The organism is Clostridium swellfunianum, assembly GCF_023656515.1.
Lineage (GTDB): Bacteria > Bacillota > Clostridia > Clostridiales > Clostridiaceae > Clostridium_AT > Clostridium_AT swellfunianum.
The window spans coordinates 1,708,939-1,724,975 of the sequence record NZ_JAMOFV010000006.1 but is presented as its reverse complement, the minus strand read 5'-3'; the positions used below and the strand labels follow the sequence as shown (position 1 = coordinate 1,724,975).

Sequence of the window (16,037 nt, the reverse complement as noted above, 5' to 3'; positions counted from 1 at the left end):
TTCATTTCTCCTGTCTCTAAGTCTCTTTCTAAAAACTCAATTTATAATCCACTAAAATTCTTTTTGCTTCCGGGCTGCCATAATTGTAAATAAATTTTATCTTATTTACAGGCAAGGCCTCACACTTTATAAATTTTAGCACATATTCCTTATCTAGCTTTTCTTTGCTAAGCTTTTCCTTTAAAATTTCTTCCACTAAACCTAAATTTATATCCTTTAAATATTTTACCACATCAATATTTATGGTTATAAAATTTAATTTTTCTTCCTCAGTAAGCTCCTTTAAATAAAGTACAGCTTCTGCATTCTGCCTAACTGCTGCTTCTTTTACTTTCATAGATGGAGTTTTTATATATTTGACAGCACCAAAATGCTTTTCCACCGCTAAAATTTGAATATGCTGGGAAGGCTCGTTTATATATTGTACTGCATCCCAATCTTTTTTTACAGCCATCTCCTGTAGCTCCTCTGATGGTTTTTTAATATATTGAACAGCCCATCCTTTCAAGTTCACCGCCTTCTTTAAAACCTCATAGCTTGGATTTTTTATAAATTTTAGTGTATTCCAGGCCTTGTCTACTGCATACAAGCATATTTCCTCAGAAGGATCCTCAATATATTCGATAGCCCATACATTAGATTTAACAGCTTCCCATTTCATATACTCAGAAGGGTTTTTTACATACTTTAGCAGCACTCCGTTTTTCCTTACAGCCTTTAAAAGCATTTCCTCTGTGGGATTTTCTATCAACCTGATGTAATAGGGATCTCTATCTAGAATTTGCAATATTTTATTGTTGTCCATAAATGCCATTACCTCTATTCATAACAATTAATAATCATTATTGATTATATTATAATACAAAATTTGCTTAGTAGAAACCTTTTATTGTAATTTAATAACTACTATTAACAATAATACTATAGTATACTTGTAGTGTAGCTTATGGATACATTTAAAAGCAAGTCAAAAGGAGGAATTTTAGTTGGATAAGGTTTTAGAGCTTAAAATGCAGCTAAAGGATTTTTTATTTGAAGCACTCAAGAAAGAAACTTTTAAGGAAAGTATTACAACACTACTAATTGATGAATTTAAAAACACCCTATACATAAAAAGAAGTGATTTTTTCCAAGGGGAAAATTACAGGGTAGTACGAAACAGTATAAAAATAAATCTTTATAAGAATTTTAAAACTCAGGAATTTAAAGACAGCTTAAATTTATTTGTTGAAAACAACCTAAAAGCCATTGAAGAGTCTAACCGCAGCATAGAAAACATAATTACACCTTCTGTTTTAAATGGAATAAAGGTATATATTTATAACCATAAGGATGATTTGGTTAAAAGCTTAAAAAGCTTTTTAGATAGCCAGGCAATAGATGATAAGATACAGGAGCAGATAAACAATGTGTTAAGTGGAATTAATCCAATGGCCGCAAGGTTTGTTAATGCTGGAAATATATTTTCAAAGTTCAAAGCAGGCATAAATGATTATCTTAATAACCAAAAGAACATTATGGATATACTTAACATGCTGTATGCACAGCTTGACAGCTTTGGCAAAAAGAAGGTTTCCGATTTTACATCCTATTTCCCCGCTGAAAGCAGAAACGCCCTTGTAACTTCTATCTCAAAGGGTATTATGGATAATATTTTATCTGAATCATTTATTGACATGCTTATAGATAAGGGAGAAGCTGTTCTCTTAACAGTTTTAGAATCTCTAAGCAAAAGCGGAGAAAGTGATTCACTAGCTTTAAATAATATTTTAAAGAATTTTGCAATCTGCCTCTATGACAGCATGCTAGGCACAGACAAATTCAATGAACTTATAGATATTGTTTCAAGCAGCCTTGTAGATAACCTTCTTAACCTACCACTTATAAAATTCATAGAAGCATAAATGGAGAGGCTTTCCTCTCCATTCTTTATATTAGCTAACTTTGCTGATTTTGCTGATCTTGATTAATTAGGTTTTGCGCTTCCTGCATATCCTGTTTTATCTGCTGGCCTGGGCTTGCAAAAGCGTTATACCAGCCCTTTTGTATAGCTAAATCCGATAACTGAAAGTGGTCGTTTATGCAGGAATTAAGTTGATTAGTAAGTATTTGCCTAAGCTGCGGATTAGCCGCTTCAGTAACGGCTTTTGCAAGTGCGGTAATATCAGCTTTAGATGCCATAAGCATATCCGATGCCATCTCTTTATCCCCTAAGGAGCTGCTGCTGTTGTCCTCATCACTTAAAATATTGCTAAACCAAGACATTGTAAACCTCCTCCCTATTGCTGCCCAGATTGATCGCCGTTTGAATTGCCGTTTTGATTATTACCTTGAGAATTAAGCTGTGAGCCTAATTGACTGTTAATAAAATTTTGAAGCTCCTGTATCTTAGCTTTCTTTCCATTAAGGCTATTTTGCATAAGCTTTTTAAGCTCTTGGTCTTGAACCATAGAAGAACTAGCGCTTAGCTTCTTGGCTCCTAATATGTTTAAATTTAAAAGTTCATGCAATTCAAGTATTTCATGAGGTGCTACTTGATTGTTATTCACTTTAATCACCCTTCCGTTAAAAAAGAGCCGAAACCCTTGGGCTTCAGCTCTTCCCTTATAATATGGAGTTTTATACTATTAGCCTTCAAGCTATAAGTAGATTATAGGTTCTTTTCGTAAGCTTCAACCATTCTCTTAACCATTTGTCCGCCTATTGATCCAGCTTCTCTTGAAGTTAAGTCTCCATTGTAGCCTTCCTTAAGGTTAACTCCTACTTCTCTAGCTGCTTCCATCTTAAATCTATCTAATCCTGCCTTAGCTTGTGGTACTAAAACTCTGTTATTTCTGCTTGCCATAATTAATTCCTCCCTTTTTTGTTTATTTGTAATTTTGTTATTTGGTGTTGCTTTGTACTATTAATTTGCGCTTTTTTTTAAATAATACTCTATAGAATTATAGGCAAGCTAGCTAACTTTTTTCTTAATTAGTTTTTAAAAACATAATTGTTAATTTTTATTTTCTTTTTGCATCACTATCGTAAAGCATTATATCTGCACCAAGAGAAGTAAAGTCTTTAATAAAATTTTCATAGCCTCTCTCGATATGTTCTATCCCTGTAATATAAGTTGTTCCCTCAGCAGTTAATCCTGCAAGCAAAAGACAAATGCCTGCTCTTACATCTGTTGCCTTAACCCAGTCTCCAACTAAAAATCTTTTTCCAGGAATTACAGCCTTGTTATCTTCAATTTTAATTCTTGCGCCAAGCTTGTTAAGCTCTCTGCAGTGATTGAATCTTCCAGGATAAACCTTGTCTATCACTGTACTCTCTCCATAAGCTTGAATCAGCATAGCTGTCATAGGCTGCTGAAAGTCTGTAGCAAATTCAGGGTACATACCAGCTTCCACATTGATTCCATGAAGCTTGCTGTGTACGCTTCCAGTTATGCTGTCGTAGCCGCAGTTTATGGTCATGCCTGCTTCTCGAAGTTTTTCTATACAGGAGCTTAAATGCTCTGGAACTACGTTTTTTAGCGTTATTCTTCCGCCTGTTGCTCCAGCAGCCATTAAAAATGCACCTGCAATAAGCCTATCAGGAAGCACAGAATGTATACAGCTTTTTAAGCTGGTTACACCTTCAATATATATTGTGTCGCTTCCTGCGCCTTTTATAATGGCACCCATCTTGTTTAATAAATTTGCCAAGTCTTCAATTTCAGGATCTCTGGCCGCGTTGTAAAGCACTGTACTTCCTTTTGCTTTAACAGCTGCCAGTATAACATTTACTGTGGCCCCAAAGCTTAATTTTTCAAAATGTATTTCAGCACCCTTAAGTTCCTCTGCCTCTACTGTGTAGTGATTTGTATAAAATGTGAATTTAGCTCCTAAGGCTTTTAATCCGCTTATATGCTGGTCTATAGGTCTGTAGCCAAAATTATCTCCACCAGGATATCCAATAGAGACTTTTTTAAATTTATGAAGAAGTGCACCTACAAAATAATAAGAAGCCCTAAAGGATGAGGCTTTTTGAGGATCAATATTTGCATTTTTTAATCTTGTAGGGTCTAATATCAAATTATCTTCTTTTTTGGCAATTGAAAGCCCAATATCCTTGCTTATTTCAAAAACCTTTTTAATGTCTAGAATAAAAGGAACGTTTTTAAGTATAATCGGTTCGTCTGCCAGGCAGCAGGCAGGTAGTAGAGCCAATGAACTGTTCTTCGAGCCAGGAATCTTAACTGTACCTTTTAGTGGGGGCGAATATTTCACTTCTAAATATCTCATCTATGTGCTCCTGTAATACAATAGTGTTTATTACCATCATATGTTAGAACACAGAAATAGGACACTCTATGCAGTGAACAATTGCTAAAGTATAAATATGAAGGAAAATTACCGCTGCAATATAAAAAATATGCTTTCCTGAGCTAGCCGCAGCGCTAGTAGTTCTAAGCTTAGAAAAGCCACAAATCAAGTGTTTTCGTAAAACTCGCTTTGCTGGAACAAACGAACAACACTAAAATCTGTGGCTTTTCTAAGGTTGACTAATTGCTAACTCTTTTTATAACTCCCATCGCTATACCAAGTATGGTTGCTTCTCTGTCATGAAGATGAATTGGATCGTATTTGTCGTTTTCAGGCATTAAAATTGGAACATTTTTCTTAAGGCTCAGCCTTTTTAAAGTTGCGCTGCCTTCAAGGTCTACGGCTACAATATCTCCGTTTTGTGCTGTATGCTGCTGTCTTATTACAACCTGGTCACCATCAAAAATATTTGCGCCTATCATACTGTCACCTTTAACCTTTAGAATAAATAAATCTTTAACTCCTTTAACCCAGTATCCTGGAAGGTAGAACTCTGCTTCAAGTTCGCTGCTCATCATAATTGGTTCTCCAGCTGCTATATCGCTGTATACGGGAACCTGCTTAAGCTCGTCTAATGCCAAGCTTTCTTCCTCTAAAACTACATCTGTTATTCTGCTGGAATCTCTTTTAAAATCATATTTTCTATGGTGTCTCAAGTCAAAATATTCAAAGCTGTCCATGGAGTTTTCTTCTATATCAACTTTTGCTTCTAATTCTGTTATCTTTGGTGCTTCCATCACTGCCGCTTCTCCTCTTGATAAATCTGCTTCATACGTTTTCTTCAATAAATAATTCTTTATAGAAGCATTAAATTTTAGAGCTGCCTGCTTTCTTCCTTTTGAAATCCATGCCTTGGAATTGTTATTATCAATTTTATCTATTATAAACATAAGGCTGGAATAGGACTTATTACTTGACAAAGCTCTAATAAAATCTATTTGTGTTTTTGAAAGCTCCTGGCCTTCATCCACTAATATATGAGTGAATTTGTCCATAAAAGTGTGTTTAGCCTGCATAAGTGCTATGTGAGAGATATCCTCACAATCTAAAATACCTCTCTCCTGAAGCTTTGAATTATACATACCTAAAAGCTCAAATATAATTTCTCTATCCTTTGAATTCTTTAAAAGTCTTGCTGGTCCCTCACCTTTTTTGCTCTTTCTACCAATTCTATCAGCCTCTTGATAAGCCTCCAGGCTGTTATAGCCGCAAGCCTTTATCCACTCTAGTTCTTCTTTTAAAAACTTTAAGTAGTTTTCATTAATTATTTTAGCTTTTCCATGCTTAGTTCTAAGCTCTTCGGCACATTCTCCTACTATTTCAAGCCTTTCAGCTTGTTCGTGAATTATTTTAAACCAATTCTTATTCGTATTTGTGTATTCAAAATAGTATCTGTTAATTATATCTCCTAGAGTATATATTTCCACTCTATCAACTGCATTACTAAACAAAGTTATGTAGTCATTCTTTGTGTCGTCCTCCAGCCTGTTATACAGTTCTCTTATATAGTCTCTATTTGTACTGTCCTTAGCAATAATAAGTATTTTATCATCATCATACAGACAGTAATTATTCTTAAGGTAAAGAGTCCTGTATACTGCAGTTGTAGTCTTACCTGTGCTGCTGCTTCCCTTAAGCAAGCTAATAGGTACTGGCTTGCTTTTAACTATTCTGTGTTGTGCTGCGTCTAGCTGCATTGATTTCACCTCTTTTGTCTAATCTATGAGCTTATTGTGATTAAACCTGTCCACCAACTCAATGTACTCTTTATCATTTAACAGTCTATTGTTGTTTATATACACCTTGTCCCCAGCCAAAGTTTGCTTTACTACTACCTTTTGAAGTATCTTGCTGTTGCATCTTTCGCAGTTTCCAAGTCCTATAAATCTCCACTTAAAAAGCTTAAGAGGATATTCAAGGTCAATCTCGTATCCACACTTAGGACATTTAAGCTCAGTTTTGCTCTCTTCAAGAGTAAAATCCTTATAATCTCTTATCATAATAGAAGGCATATTGATTATATCTTTAATTATAAAGCTTTTTACTGCTCTGTCATTATATATTCTTCTAAAAACCTCCGCAGTATAAACGGCATCGTTTAAAGCATCATGAAGCTCCTGTTCAAAAACCTTAACCCTGAGCCTGTTTAAGGCATTCTTAAGGCTTATAGACTTTTTCTCGGCTAAAACCTTAGTGCAGTACTCCTGTAAATCTATGTACTCTTTAAGCCAATCCATTGAGCTGCAGTTATGATAATCTGCATTTCTAATAAGTTCTGCAATATCATCCTTAGCCCAGGAGCATATTATAGAATCTTCTTCTACAAAACCAGCCAGGCCCTCCAGCGCTTCCTTAAAGCTTACACCTTCCTTTAAATCCTCTTCCTTTATACCTGTCATTTCACATATTTTAGGATTTAAAACTTTATATATGGAAGGCTTTACATAGACTTTAAATCTTGCCAGCTCCTTCATAGTTCTGCTAAGCTTTATTGCTCCAATTTCTATAATTTCATTTGGACACTTATACTCTAAAACTTCAGGATTCTCTTCATAGAATGAAGGGTAGCTTTCAGTTATCTCTCTCATATTGTTGAATTCCAGGTCTATTATCACATAGTTCAAAAGTCTCATCCCCTTCATTTAAAAATATCTAAATTATATTATACCAAAAAAAGTGGAGCTAGAGAATGAACTCTAGCTCTAATTTTATAATTTTTTATATAGTAAATGACTTCCAGTATCTTTTTCAAGCTTAACATTATCATATACACCCTTCTGAACCTCTGATTTAAACCTTTTTCCATCCTCAGTATGATTTTCCAAGGCAAAATCATCTTGAACTACATCCTTGTATTCGAAAGGCTTTCCTTTAGGAACCTTGTCTAACTTGTTTAAGCATATATGGCTCTTATCTGTCATAACAATATCCTCCTTTTTATAGGGAATAGTAAAGTTAAAAGGTACACAATATTATTATAAGCAGATTATAAAGCGATTATTTATTTTTAATAACCTAATTGCTTGCCTACTATAATTACCTTTATTCTATCTTTATTTCCTTGTCTGCCTATTACAACATAATTGTTGCATATTCTGCTTGGGCTCTTGCAGTCCATGCATGTTCCTACTTTAGTACATGGATTGCTTAGATTTAACCTTGTATTGTTTGCTGGAGCTGCTATCTGCTTACTTCTTTCTTTAGCAGCATCCAAATCCTTAACTATTTTATTTACACCAACAACAACTATAACCTTGTCAGGCCCATAAATCATAGCTGCAACTCTATTTCCATTGCCATCAACGTTATAAAGCTGTCCATCTTCTGTTAAAGCATTGGTGCTTGTAAAATAAGCATCAGCAAAAAAGCTTTTTCTAAAAATTTCTTTTATATCAGAAGCGTCCAAGCCTTGTGCATATCTGTCAAGAAAATTATAGTTCCCGTTTCTTAAAAGATCAATTACTCCAGCTTCAAACAAGGACATGGAGCCTCCGACAGACACTGTACTACCCTCAGCCACAAGTTCTTTTATTTTTTCAATAACTGCTGCTTCATCTTCCACATAAAAAGCTTCCATATTGTTCTTTTGAAGATTTTCCATTGTTCTTTTTATTCTCTGCTCATATACAAAGCTTAAATTTTTATCCATTTTCATCCCCCGATAACTAAATTAATTTATACTTTACAATTATAACATTTAGAAAAATTTCCATCAAATTAATAATTTTTTTTGGTAGTTTACAAAACAGCAAAAGTGCCATATAATGTTATTATTATTAAAAGAAAATTGGAAGGAGTGGTGTAATATGAAAAACTTAAATATTTTTGCTTTGGATAGTGTAATAACCACTGCTCCCCTATGCTGTTTACTATAGATAGCTTTCTTTAGCTTCTTAAATCTTGTAAATCAGTGCCCGGGAGCAGGAAAAAAAGTTTCCCGGGCATTTTTATGCCCAAATTTAAGAATATAAGGAGAGAAAAGAATTGAACAATATTAATAATTTATATGATTTAGGCTGGAATGAAAGTTTAGATAAAGAATTTAAGGCTTACGAAAATAACTTTACAGTAGGAAGAGTATGTAGTGAATTTAAAAATATTTACAAGCTTATAACTCTTGAAGGTGAAAAATTAGCTTCAGTTACGGGAAAGATGATGTATACTGCTCAAGGCAGGGCAGATTATCCTGCTGTAGGAGATTGGGTTTTAATAGATAAGGCTGATTCAAAAGGTGAAAGGGCTGTTATTCATAAAATCCTACCGAGAAAATCAAAGTTTTCTAGAAAAACAGCAGGTGCTGTTATTGAAGAGCAAATTGTAGCTGCCAATGTAGATTTTTTATTTATCTGCATGTCTTTAAACCAAGACTTTAATGTAAGAAGAATTGAAAGATACACTACCATGGCTTGGGAAAGCGGCGCTGTGCCTATAGTTATCCTTACCAAAGCCGACTTGTGTGAGGATGCTTCTGAAAAAGTTAGAGCTTTGGAGGCTGTTACAATGGGCATTGATATAAAAATTGTAAGCGCTTTAAAGGATTCAGGCATTGATCTAATTAAAAGCTACCTTGCTGCAGGAAAAACAGGAGCTTTTCTCGGTTCTTCCGGAGTTGGGAAATCAACCTTAATAAATAAGCTATTAGGTTATGAAGCTCTTGAAACAATGAGCGTAAGAGAAGATGACGATAAAGGAAGGCATACCACTACACATAGAGAGCTATTTGTTCTTCCTTATGGCGGTATAGTAATAGATACTCCTGGAATGAGAGAATTTCAAATTCTCGACGCAGAGCAAGGAATTGATACAACCTTTGAAGACATTCAGATACTTGCCTCTCAATGCAAATTTTCTGACTGCTCTCATGGCTCTGAGCCTGGCTGTGCAGTAAAAAAAGCTATTGGTGAAGGCAGTTTATCGGAAGGAAGGTTTAATAACTATATTAAGCTTAAGAAGGAAGCTGACTATATTGCAAGAAAGACAGACAGAGCAGCTGCTACTGCTTATACAAATCAAATCAAATCAATTCACAAACAAATGAGAAAGCGCAGCAAAAGCTAATCCTTATTTAGAAATTTAAGCTGCAGCTTTAATAAGCACAGAGAGATATTCCTATCGTTAATCGCTGCAACCTATTTATCTCGCAGGGCAACAAGTTAACAATTTAACTTTATAAAAATATAAAAAGTTAAATTGTTAACTTTTCACTCTGCAATGAAATTGGTTTGAACAAAAATATAAATAATGATTTGAGCTACTATTCTCTCAAAATAATAGTCTGTTATTATAATGTAATATTAAACGAATACTTAAAAACTGTTATGAATTTAATCTGTATCCAATGGCGTGTCCAGGACACGGTTGGTCTCATAATTTATCTTAAATTACTCCTCTTTTTCAAAAACTAAGTCAAATGCCTTAATTTGACCATAACCCCCAAATTCAGTTGGAATGGCAGTAATAAACCTCCAACCTTCCTGACTATACTTATCAATTAACTCTCTATGATCTGAGGTTCTAAAAACTCCTGCAGTTTTAGCAGGAACATATAAATACTTATAAATTTGAATCACACCCTTTTATAATATTTCATAATAATATATATCATATCAATTACATATTTATCCTTTTAACAATATTTTAGCAGCTAGAAGCTTTAATGCATCCGATTCACTAATCATACTTCCTTTAATATTTTCCAGATTCTTTACTGGTAATACTGTTCATTTTGGATATATGCTTTTCTCTTAAATAATATAAACATAGAAGAAAAAATAATTATAACAATAGAAGTACATATCTTGATTGTTAAATCATCAGCAATTATCCATGATGAAGATAATGAGTTTATCGCGCTGTGAAAGAGAATGCAAAGCCATATGCTTTTACTTAATCTGTATATTGACGCCAATGCAAATGACATCCCAAATACCATAACAGTAAAAATTCCAAAGCTTAATTTACTCTGTATGGTGCCTTGTATAAAAAATAGAGGCAAATGCCATACTGCCCAAATACAAGCTGTAATAGAAGTTGAAACGCCAAAAGAGAATCGTTTTTCAAGTGAAGGCTGAAGTATATATCTCCAACCCAATTCCTCTAAGCCACCAAATAAAATCATTACAGGGATAAATAGCACTCCTATATATAATTCAGCTCCCTTTTGAACGCCATGCATCAAAGCAGGAATGCCAAAATAAAGTGCTAAAAAGTCAACTAATAGGGCATAATATTTTGGTTTTTGTTTGATAGCAAAAACTTCACCTATAAACTGCTTTAGCAGTTTTATCTTGCCTGCTTGTTTTAAAACTATATAAGCAATGATAGGTGGTGCATTACCACCTATTACATATAATACCATGCAAAGAGGTGTACCATATTTTAAATATCCAAATTGATTAGCAACTATAATACCTCCCCATGTCATATAAGTCAGAACAAAAGTCCAAATTAAGTAATTTATTGTTACTCGTTTACTCATTTTCCCCTCCTCAAAATAGATATTATTTGCAGCTTATACTTTCATCCTTATTTTATATATCAAAATTCTCCATAAGTTCTACCCTAATTTACAGACATGAAAAACTTCAACCTTTTAATGAATTAAAATGTTTATATTTGCTAAAGCTGATTTATGGATATTCTTTTCATGCAAAATCAGCTTTAACATTTTGTTATAGGACGTGCTGCTTAGGCTTAGCCCCCCTATATACTGCTGTTCTCAACTCTTTGATATATTCTTCTGTACTCGGCATATCTGCTAATACAGCTTCGAGTGCAGGCATATTTCCATGAATATTAGATATAATACAATTCTGTCCATATTATTCTCCTCATTTTTTATAATAAATTCTTCTATGTTAGTGGTACTTGTCTTTATAAAAATTATTTTATACTTATTTTGCAACATGAGTTTTATAATAACTATGAAATGATGGCCTAATGTTATTTCATCCTTCTGTTAACTCTCTTAACGTATCTTTGTAAAGCTAAAACACCATCATGGGGTTCGCCGCTGTAGTTTACAGACATGTACCCACAACTTGACACACGGGTAACACCTGCTGCGTAAAAGATGTTAGACAATTCATCAAGTTCCTCACTGCTGCAGCTTACTCCCACTGTTTGCAGGTGACCCTTGTGAAGTCTCAACATAGCCAATAGCTCTTTTCTTCTTATAGGCATTACCCAAATATTACGAAATAGAGGTGAGGCTTTCAGTTCAGGCTTATAGTCTATCATAACGCCGTAGTCTTTTTCCGCATTTGTTATTAGCCGCTTTTCTTTTAGAATCTCTTCTGTTTTAATAAACTCATGAGTCCAGGTAATCTGTGCTTGTACATCAATTTGCCTGGCTGCTGCAGGGAATTGTTTTCCTAAAGACTTTATGCATTGTGACAGTCTCTCTGCAAATTCATCGATTTCCTTAGGTTTATCAGTTTCGTAAAATACACATTGAGGCGAGCTGCAGTAAAGCTGATCAGTTAGACATATGTCCCGGGCTAAGCCTTCCAAGTCCTTTTCTTCATGTGCATGCTTTGTAAAATATGCAAAGCTTAGTCGGTGTCCCCATTCAATTATTGGCAAGTATGGTGGTGAGAGGTGTCTGATAGCGGTTATAGCCTCATCAGATCCCCAGACAACTACTGCATTTGCCATCTCAATTAGCTGACTAATAACTTCTTTATTTTTAGATGAAATGTCTAAAACATAAATATATGGCTTCAATCTTGGCTCTATTTCTGCCAATCCTAACAATATTCTGGTGGATATGCCTCCTTCATCATCTGGAAGCTTTAAAATATTTATATTTCCAGTCATAAGACCTTCTATTACACTGAAAGCTGAAAGCCCTAAGGCATTTCCTGCTCCAATATGCATTATTACTCCAAGTGGGTAATTGCACTCTTCTATACCGTTCTGAGCTTCCTTCCATGCAAAGGGTTCTTGTCCAAGTTCCGCATGCAGCTTCCTGGTCAGTTCTCCTTTACTCATGCTTTCAACTGTAACGCTTACATATTCCTCTGCAGCCCATTTCTGTATTCCAAGGGACACAAGCTGCTTAACTATCTCCCTTTGGTCTATTTCCTCTGCTAAAGTATGTACTGCTTCAATTACTACTTCCACAGGAAGCCTTGGCAGCAGAAGGTCTTCTTCTATCCTTGCCTTGGCCTCGGATAATCTTTCAATAAAATCAGTCTTTGAAATGGGTTCTCCTCTGTAGATATTATCCATACTAACTCTCCTTCATATATTCAGAAGCAGCAATTGCGCAGCTTCTTGTTTTAGAGGTACCTGCTCTCCCTAGAACTTCAAAATAAGGAGTTGTAATTCCGCAGCCGCAGTATTTTCCATCTCTAAGAACTGCAATATCACCCATTATTATAGAAGATATTGGCACAGAAGAAACAAGAGGACTTATAAAGCTTAGAAAGCCAGGTTCATTGAAACCTAAAGGCTCCAGTGTTTTCACATCACGAATTATAACTCTGCTCCATATTGGTACATGCATATGATGCTTCTCACATTCCGGATAAGCCACACTGTGCTCTACAGCGCTATAGAAGTCACGGCAGTTTTTAGAGGGAATACCCAGATACTGTTCAACCATTTCATACAGTTCCTGCTTGTCTATAGCCATATCGTCAAATTTCTTCCAACCGCCTCCTGTCAGCACAACTGATCTTTTATTAAGTTTTAGCGGCTCCATTCCTGAATCCTTCATCATCTTTAAAAGCATGTATAGATAAGAAGGAAACCCCAGTATGCGTACTGGCATCCTCTGTATATTAAAGCGCTTAAAGGCATTTATAATTCCGAAATAATCAATTTCATATTTATCTCCAAGGGGCCTTAAGGCGAATACTTTTTCCTTTGCTGGAGCAAAGCGTGTCATTCCAAGTGCCACCTTCACGTTGCCCATTTCATTACCCTTCTGTGGCTCATAGCCTAATATGATATAATTAGTAGGGATAATAGAAATAAAACCATGATATTTTATAGCCTTAATGGCCATTTTTGTTCCAAGCCTTAAGGAATCCTTATCAAGGAAAATCTGACTTTTCTGCCCCTGCGTACCAGAGGAAGTAGCATGTATTTCAACTTCGTCCTTTTTAATGCTAAGTACTTCATGGTGCTTAAAAAACTGAGCGGTTATTGGTGGGATTTTTGCACAATCCTCTATGGTTTTAATATCTGAAGCTTTAAAACCCTGTTCACTTAGAAACTTCCCATAAAATTCGCAATTGTCCCTATGGTGCTCTATAGACTCCTTCATCGCCTCCACAAAGAGCTCTTGGCTGCCATTTAGGTCATAGATTTTTTTATAAGAGAATAATTTATCTCTTGCTGTAGCCACTGTGATTCCCCCTTTTTGCCTTATCAGTTGATTTTTTGCACTTAAATATCCTTATTATATCTAGTTTAAAAATCTTTAAGCTTATTCACTTTATTATTAATAATCCATATAATTAAGTTTGTATCTCAGGCTATTTATCATTTTCTTCCTTGCCTGAGAATGTTAAATGAACCACAGCTATTTTGAAATCTGGGCTACTCACTTGGAATAGCTATTCATCATTAATCCTCTTTCGTGTATCCGTAACCTGAGACATTTATACTTATACCCTTCATGCTCTGAATCCTTACTATATTTTTATTTGCAATTGGATTTCAATAGAAAGTGCCTCATGAGCTAGTAGTCTCCACATACTCCATAGCCTTCACAAAAGGTCTGAAATGTTTTACATTGTTTGTATGTATTTACTGTATACTCCATCTTTATTATAACTCAAGCATATTTGAAAACCAATATTTTCTATACCACCAGACAAATAAAGCGCTATATCTAGAGGCATTTTCTCTGGCAGAACGAAAAGTTAACTTGTTAACTTTTCACTCTGCGATGAAAACAGCCTGCAGCTACTACAATTTAATAAAATAAAAATAACGCTGGAGCTTGCATCAAACCTCAGCGTTATTAACTATTGGAAACAACAATTGAATTGCAAAACCTTTTCCATACTCGCCTTCAACTTCAATTTCAATTTGTAAATCGTCGCATAATTTCTTCACCAGATATAAGCCTATTCCAGATGACTTGCTGCGATTAGTATTGTCTCCTGTAAATCCTTTATCAAAAATAAAAGGAAGATCAGAGGTCAACACTCCAAGACCGTTATCTGAAATTTTTAAATAGTACCTGTTCTCTATAGCATCAAGACCAGTTTCTAGGATGATAAAGCTGTCTATCTTTTCGTTGGAGTATTTAACTGCATTAACGAATATTTGCATTAAAATAAATTCAAGAGCCTTATTGTCAGACACAATTGGCACATCCTTCATCCTATAAACAACCTTAATCTCTTTTTCGTTAAGCAGCGACTGAAGTTCCAGCAGTACATCTTCACAGCAGAGAGTTAGAGATATCCTTTCCAAGCGATAGTCAACATGGGATACCTTTAGTCTTGCATAAAATAGTATCTGTTCAACATTGTCACTAATATTGATTCTTGCATGCTCAAGCCTTTGATAGGCAAGCTGGGACATTTCCTCCTTGCGATTTTCCAAAACCAAGGCTGCCAAAGAGATTGGTGTTTTTATCTCATGAACCCATCCTTCGATGAATTCTTCATAATCCAAGGCTTGTAGCTTGGCCTCCTCGAATTGATCGTTTAAGCTGCGCAGCCTATCAGCTAGATACTTTACCTTTTCTTTATGAAGCTCTCCAATAGCTTCTATAAGCTCTGCTTCATGCTCCTTAGAAGGTTCTCTTAAAAAGTTGTAAAAGCTTTTGTCCTGCTTTCCCTGTTTCTTAGAAACAATAAGTACTCCAAACAAAATGCTGATTATGGAAAAAATAATCATGCTTCCTGCTAGGAGTCTAAAGGTTTCTGGATATGCAAGCCAAGCCAGTAAAATAAAAAAGACATTGCTTATACAAAGAAGTAGTATCCAAGGACGGTATTCCTTTATAATATTTAGAAAAGCTCTTAGCATCACTCACTATCTCCTCTAACTAATTGATAGCCAATTCCCCTCACGGTTTTGATTCTATTATGCAGCCCTAGCTGTTCAAGAGTCTTACGCATTCTCGTCATATTAACTTGAAGAATGTTCTCATCCACGTATTGGCTGCTCCCCCACAGCAGGTTAAAAAGCTCTTCTTTTTTTACTGTTGAAGGTGCGGCTTTAAGCAAAGCCTTCATAATGATTCCTTCATTTTCCGATAGTGAAATTGAATTATTATATGCATATAATATATTTGCCTTCTCATCCAGCTGAAAATCACCTGCATCCAAAAGAACCTGCATATTTGCATAAAGATTAATAAGCTTTTGAAGTCTAGCAACCAACCGTTTAGGATGGCAGGGTTTTGTTAAATAATCATCTGCGCCTAAATCTAAGGCATGCAGTTCATCTCTAAGCTGATTACGCGAAGTCAGCACTAATACAGGTCCTATTCCCCGAGCCTTTAGTGCACGGCAAATATCAAAGCCTGAAAGCGTTGGCAAATTTAAATCTAATATAATCAATGAAGGAGAAGCTGAAGCAATATCTTCCAATACAGTACTGAAAGAGGAGATACACTCAACAGAATATCCCTCTTTCTCTAATATGCTTTTAAGCTCTTCACGTAAAAAGACATCGTCCTCCACAATTACTATCTTTTCCACTGTCACTACCCCT

General features: G+C 35.1%; 17 protein-coding genes. 2 read left to right on the top strand and 15 right to left on the bottom strand.

All coding sequences use genetic code 11. The features are described 5' to 3' along the window. Positions 1-28 precede the first annotated feature (28 nt). Entirely contained in the window at positions 29-805 is a 777-nt protein-coding gene (locus tag NBE98_RS07820) for a hypothetical protein (RefSeq protein WP_250814390.1), read from the bottom strand. 181 nt (positions 806-986) lie between these two features. Here NBE98_RS07820 and NBE98_RS07815 point away from each other — a divergent pair, with 181 nt between their 5' ends. Then, positions 987-1,904, top strand: a complete 918-nt coding sequence (locus tag NBE98_RS07815; protein WP_250814389.1) for a hypothetical protein — start codon at positions 987-989, stop codon at positions 1,902-1,904. Positions 1,905-1,938: 34 nt separating this feature from the next. Here the strand turns inward: NBE98_RS07815 and NBE98_RS07810 are convergent, their stop codons facing one another. From NBE98_RS07810 to NBE98_RS07775, 8 genes are all read right to left on the bottom strand, one after another. Then, positions 1,939-2,265, bottom strand: a complete 327-nt coding sequence (locus NBE98_RS07810) for a spore coat protein (RefSeq protein ID WP_250814388.1) — start codon at positions 2,263-2,265, stop codon at positions 1,939-1,941. Between the two features lie 14 nt (positions 2,266-2,279). Next, positions 2,280-2,549 (bottom strand): hypothetical protein, encoded by a 270-nt coding sequence (locus NBE98_RS07805; protein ID WP_250814387.1) that lies wholly within the window; start codon positions 2,547-2,549, stop codon positions 2,280-2,282. Positions 2,550-2,650: 101 nt separating this feature from the next. Next, a complete protein-coding gene (locus tag NBE98_RS07800; RefSeq protein WP_250814386.1) occupies positions 2,651-2,845 on the bottom strand; it encodes an alpha/beta-type small acid-soluble spore protein in 195 nt (64 codons plus the stop codon). Positions 2,846-3,002: 157 nt separating this feature from the next. Continuing rightward, the gene (gene murA, locus NBE98_RS07795; RefSeq protein WP_250814385.1) at positions 3,003-4,271 is read right to left on the bottom strand and encodes a UDP-N-acetylglucosamine 1-carboxyvinyltransferase; all 1,269 of its coding nucleotides are present in this window, start codon (positions 4,269-4,271) and stop codon (positions 3,003-3,005) included. A 260-nt stretch (positions 4,272-4,531) separates the two neighbouring features. Further along, on the bottom strand, positions 4,532-6,049 hold the full coding sequence (gene lexA, locus NBE98_RS07790; RefSeq protein ID WP_250814384.1) for a transcriptional repressor LexA: 1,518 nt from the start codon (positions 6,047-6,049) through the stop codon (positions 4,532-4,534). 18 nt (positions 6,050-6,067) lie between these two features. After that, complete coding sequence (locus NBE98_RS07785; RefSeq protein ID WP_250817501.1) at positions 6,068-6,967, bottom strand: 3'-5' exonuclease; 900 nt, start codon at positions 6,965-6,967, stop codon at positions 6,068-6,070. A 93-nt stretch (positions 6,968-7,060) separates the two neighbouring features. Continuing rightward, positions 7,061-7,273, bottom strand: coding sequence for a hypothetical protein (locus tag NBE98_RS07780; RefSeq protein WP_250814383.1), 213 nt, complete (start codon positions 7,271-7,273; stop codon positions 7,061-7,063). A gap of 86 nt (positions 7,274-7,359) precedes the next feature. Then, positions 7,360-8,001 carry a lactate utilization protein gene (locus NBE98_RS07775; protein WP_250814382.1) on the bottom strand — a complete coding sequence of 214 codons (642 nt, stop codon included), beginning with the start codon at positions 7,999-8,001 and terminating at the stop codon, positions 7,360-7,362. A gap of 335 nt (positions 8,002-8,336) precedes the next feature. Between NBE98_RS07775 and rsgA the strand changes: the two genes are divergently transcribed. Next, entirely contained in the window at positions 8,337-9,410 is a 1,074-nt protein-coding gene (gene rsgA / locus NBE98_RS07770; protein WP_250814381.1) for a ribosome small subunit-dependent GTPase A, read from the top strand. A gap of 323 nt (positions 9,411-9,733) precedes the next feature. Here the strand turns inward: rsgA and NBE98_RS07765 are convergent, their stop codons facing one another. The 6 genes from NBE98_RS07765 to NBE98_RS07740 form a co-directional block, all read right to left on the bottom strand. After that, positions 9,734-9,922 (bottom strand): DUF4177 domain-containing protein, encoded by a 189-nt coding sequence (locus NBE98_RS07765; protein ID WP_250814380.1) that lies wholly within the window; start codon positions 9,920-9,922, stop codon positions 9,734-9,736. A 134-nt stretch (positions 9,923-10,056) separates the two neighbouring features. After that, the gene (locus tag NBE98_RS07760; RefSeq protein ID WP_250814379.1) at positions 10,057-10,830 is read right to left on the bottom strand and encodes a CPBP family intramembrane glutamic endopeptidase; all 774 of its coding nucleotides are present in this window, start codon (positions 10,828-10,830) and stop codon (positions 10,057-10,059) included. A 464-nt stretch (positions 10,831-11,294) separates the two neighbouring features. Next, positions 11,295-12,584 (bottom strand): acyl-CoA reductase, encoded by a 1,290-nt coding sequence (locus tag NBE98_RS07755; RefSeq protein WP_250814378.1) that lies wholly within the window; start codon positions 12,582-12,584, stop codon positions 11,295-11,297. Between the two features lies 1 nt (position 12,585). Then, entirely contained in the window at positions 12,586-13,707 is a 1,122-nt protein-coding gene (locus NBE98_RS07750; protein WP_250814377.1) for a LuxE/PaaK family acyltransferase, read from the bottom strand. Positions 13,708-14,312: 605 nt separating this feature from the next. Next, positions 14,313-15,347 (bottom strand): sensor histidine kinase, encoded by a 1,035-nt coding sequence (locus tag NBE98_RS07745; protein ID WP_250814376.1) that lies wholly within the window; start codon positions 15,345-15,347, stop codon positions 14,313-14,315. Beyond that, positions 15,347-16,024: a response regulator transcription factor gene (locus NBE98_RS07740; RefSeq protein WP_250814375.1), complete on the bottom strand. Its 678-nt coding sequence runs from the start codon at positions 16,022-16,024 to the stop codon at positions 15,347-15,349. The genes NBE98_RS07745 and NBE98_RS07740 overlap by 1 nt, the downstream gene beginning before the upstream one ends. Positions 16,025-16,037: the final 13 nt, after the last annotated feature.

Excerpts from the sequence above, each read along its gene's own strand:
- NBE98_RS07820 (WP_250814390.1), bottom strand. The coding sequence starts at position 805 with ATGGACAACAATAAAATATTGCAAATTCTAGATAGAGATCCCTATTAC.
- NBE98_RS07810 (WP_250814388.1), bottom strand. The coding sequence starts at position 2,265 with ATGTCTTGGTTTAGCAATATTTTAAGTGATGAGGACAACAGCAGCAGC.
- NBE98_RS07800 (WP_250814386.1), bottom strand. The coding sequence starts at position 2,845 with ATGGCAAGCAGAAATAACAGAGTTTTAGTACCACAAGCTAAGGCAGGA.
- murA (WP_250814385.1), bottom strand. The coding sequence starts at position 4,271 with ATGAGATATTTAGAAGTGAAATATTCGCCCCCACTAAAAGGTACAGTT.
- lexA (WP_250814384.1), bottom strand. The coding sequence starts at position 6,049 with ATGCAGCTAGACGCAGCACAACACAGAATAGTTAAAAGCAAGCCAGTA.
- NBE98_RS07780 (WP_250814383.1), bottom strand. The coding sequence starts at position 7,273 with ATGACAGATAAGAGCCATATATGCTTAAACAAGTTAGACAAGGTTCCT.
- NBE98_RS07775 (WP_250814382.1), bottom strand. The coding sequence starts at position 8,001 with ATGGATAAAAATTTAAGCTTTGTATATGAGCAGAGAATAAAAAGAACA.
- NBE98_RS07760 (WP_250814379.1), bottom strand. The coding sequence starts at position 10,830 with ATGAGTAAACGAGTAACAATAAATTACTTAATTTGGACTTTTGTTCTG.
- NBE98_RS07755 (WP_250814378.1), bottom strand. The coding sequence starts at position 12,584 with ATGGATAATATCTACAGAGGAGAACCCATTTCAAAGACTGATTTTATT.
- NBE98_RS07745 (WP_250814376.1), bottom strand. The coding sequence starts at position 15,347 with ATGCTAAGAGCTTTTCTAAATATTATAAAGGAATACCGTCCTTGGATA.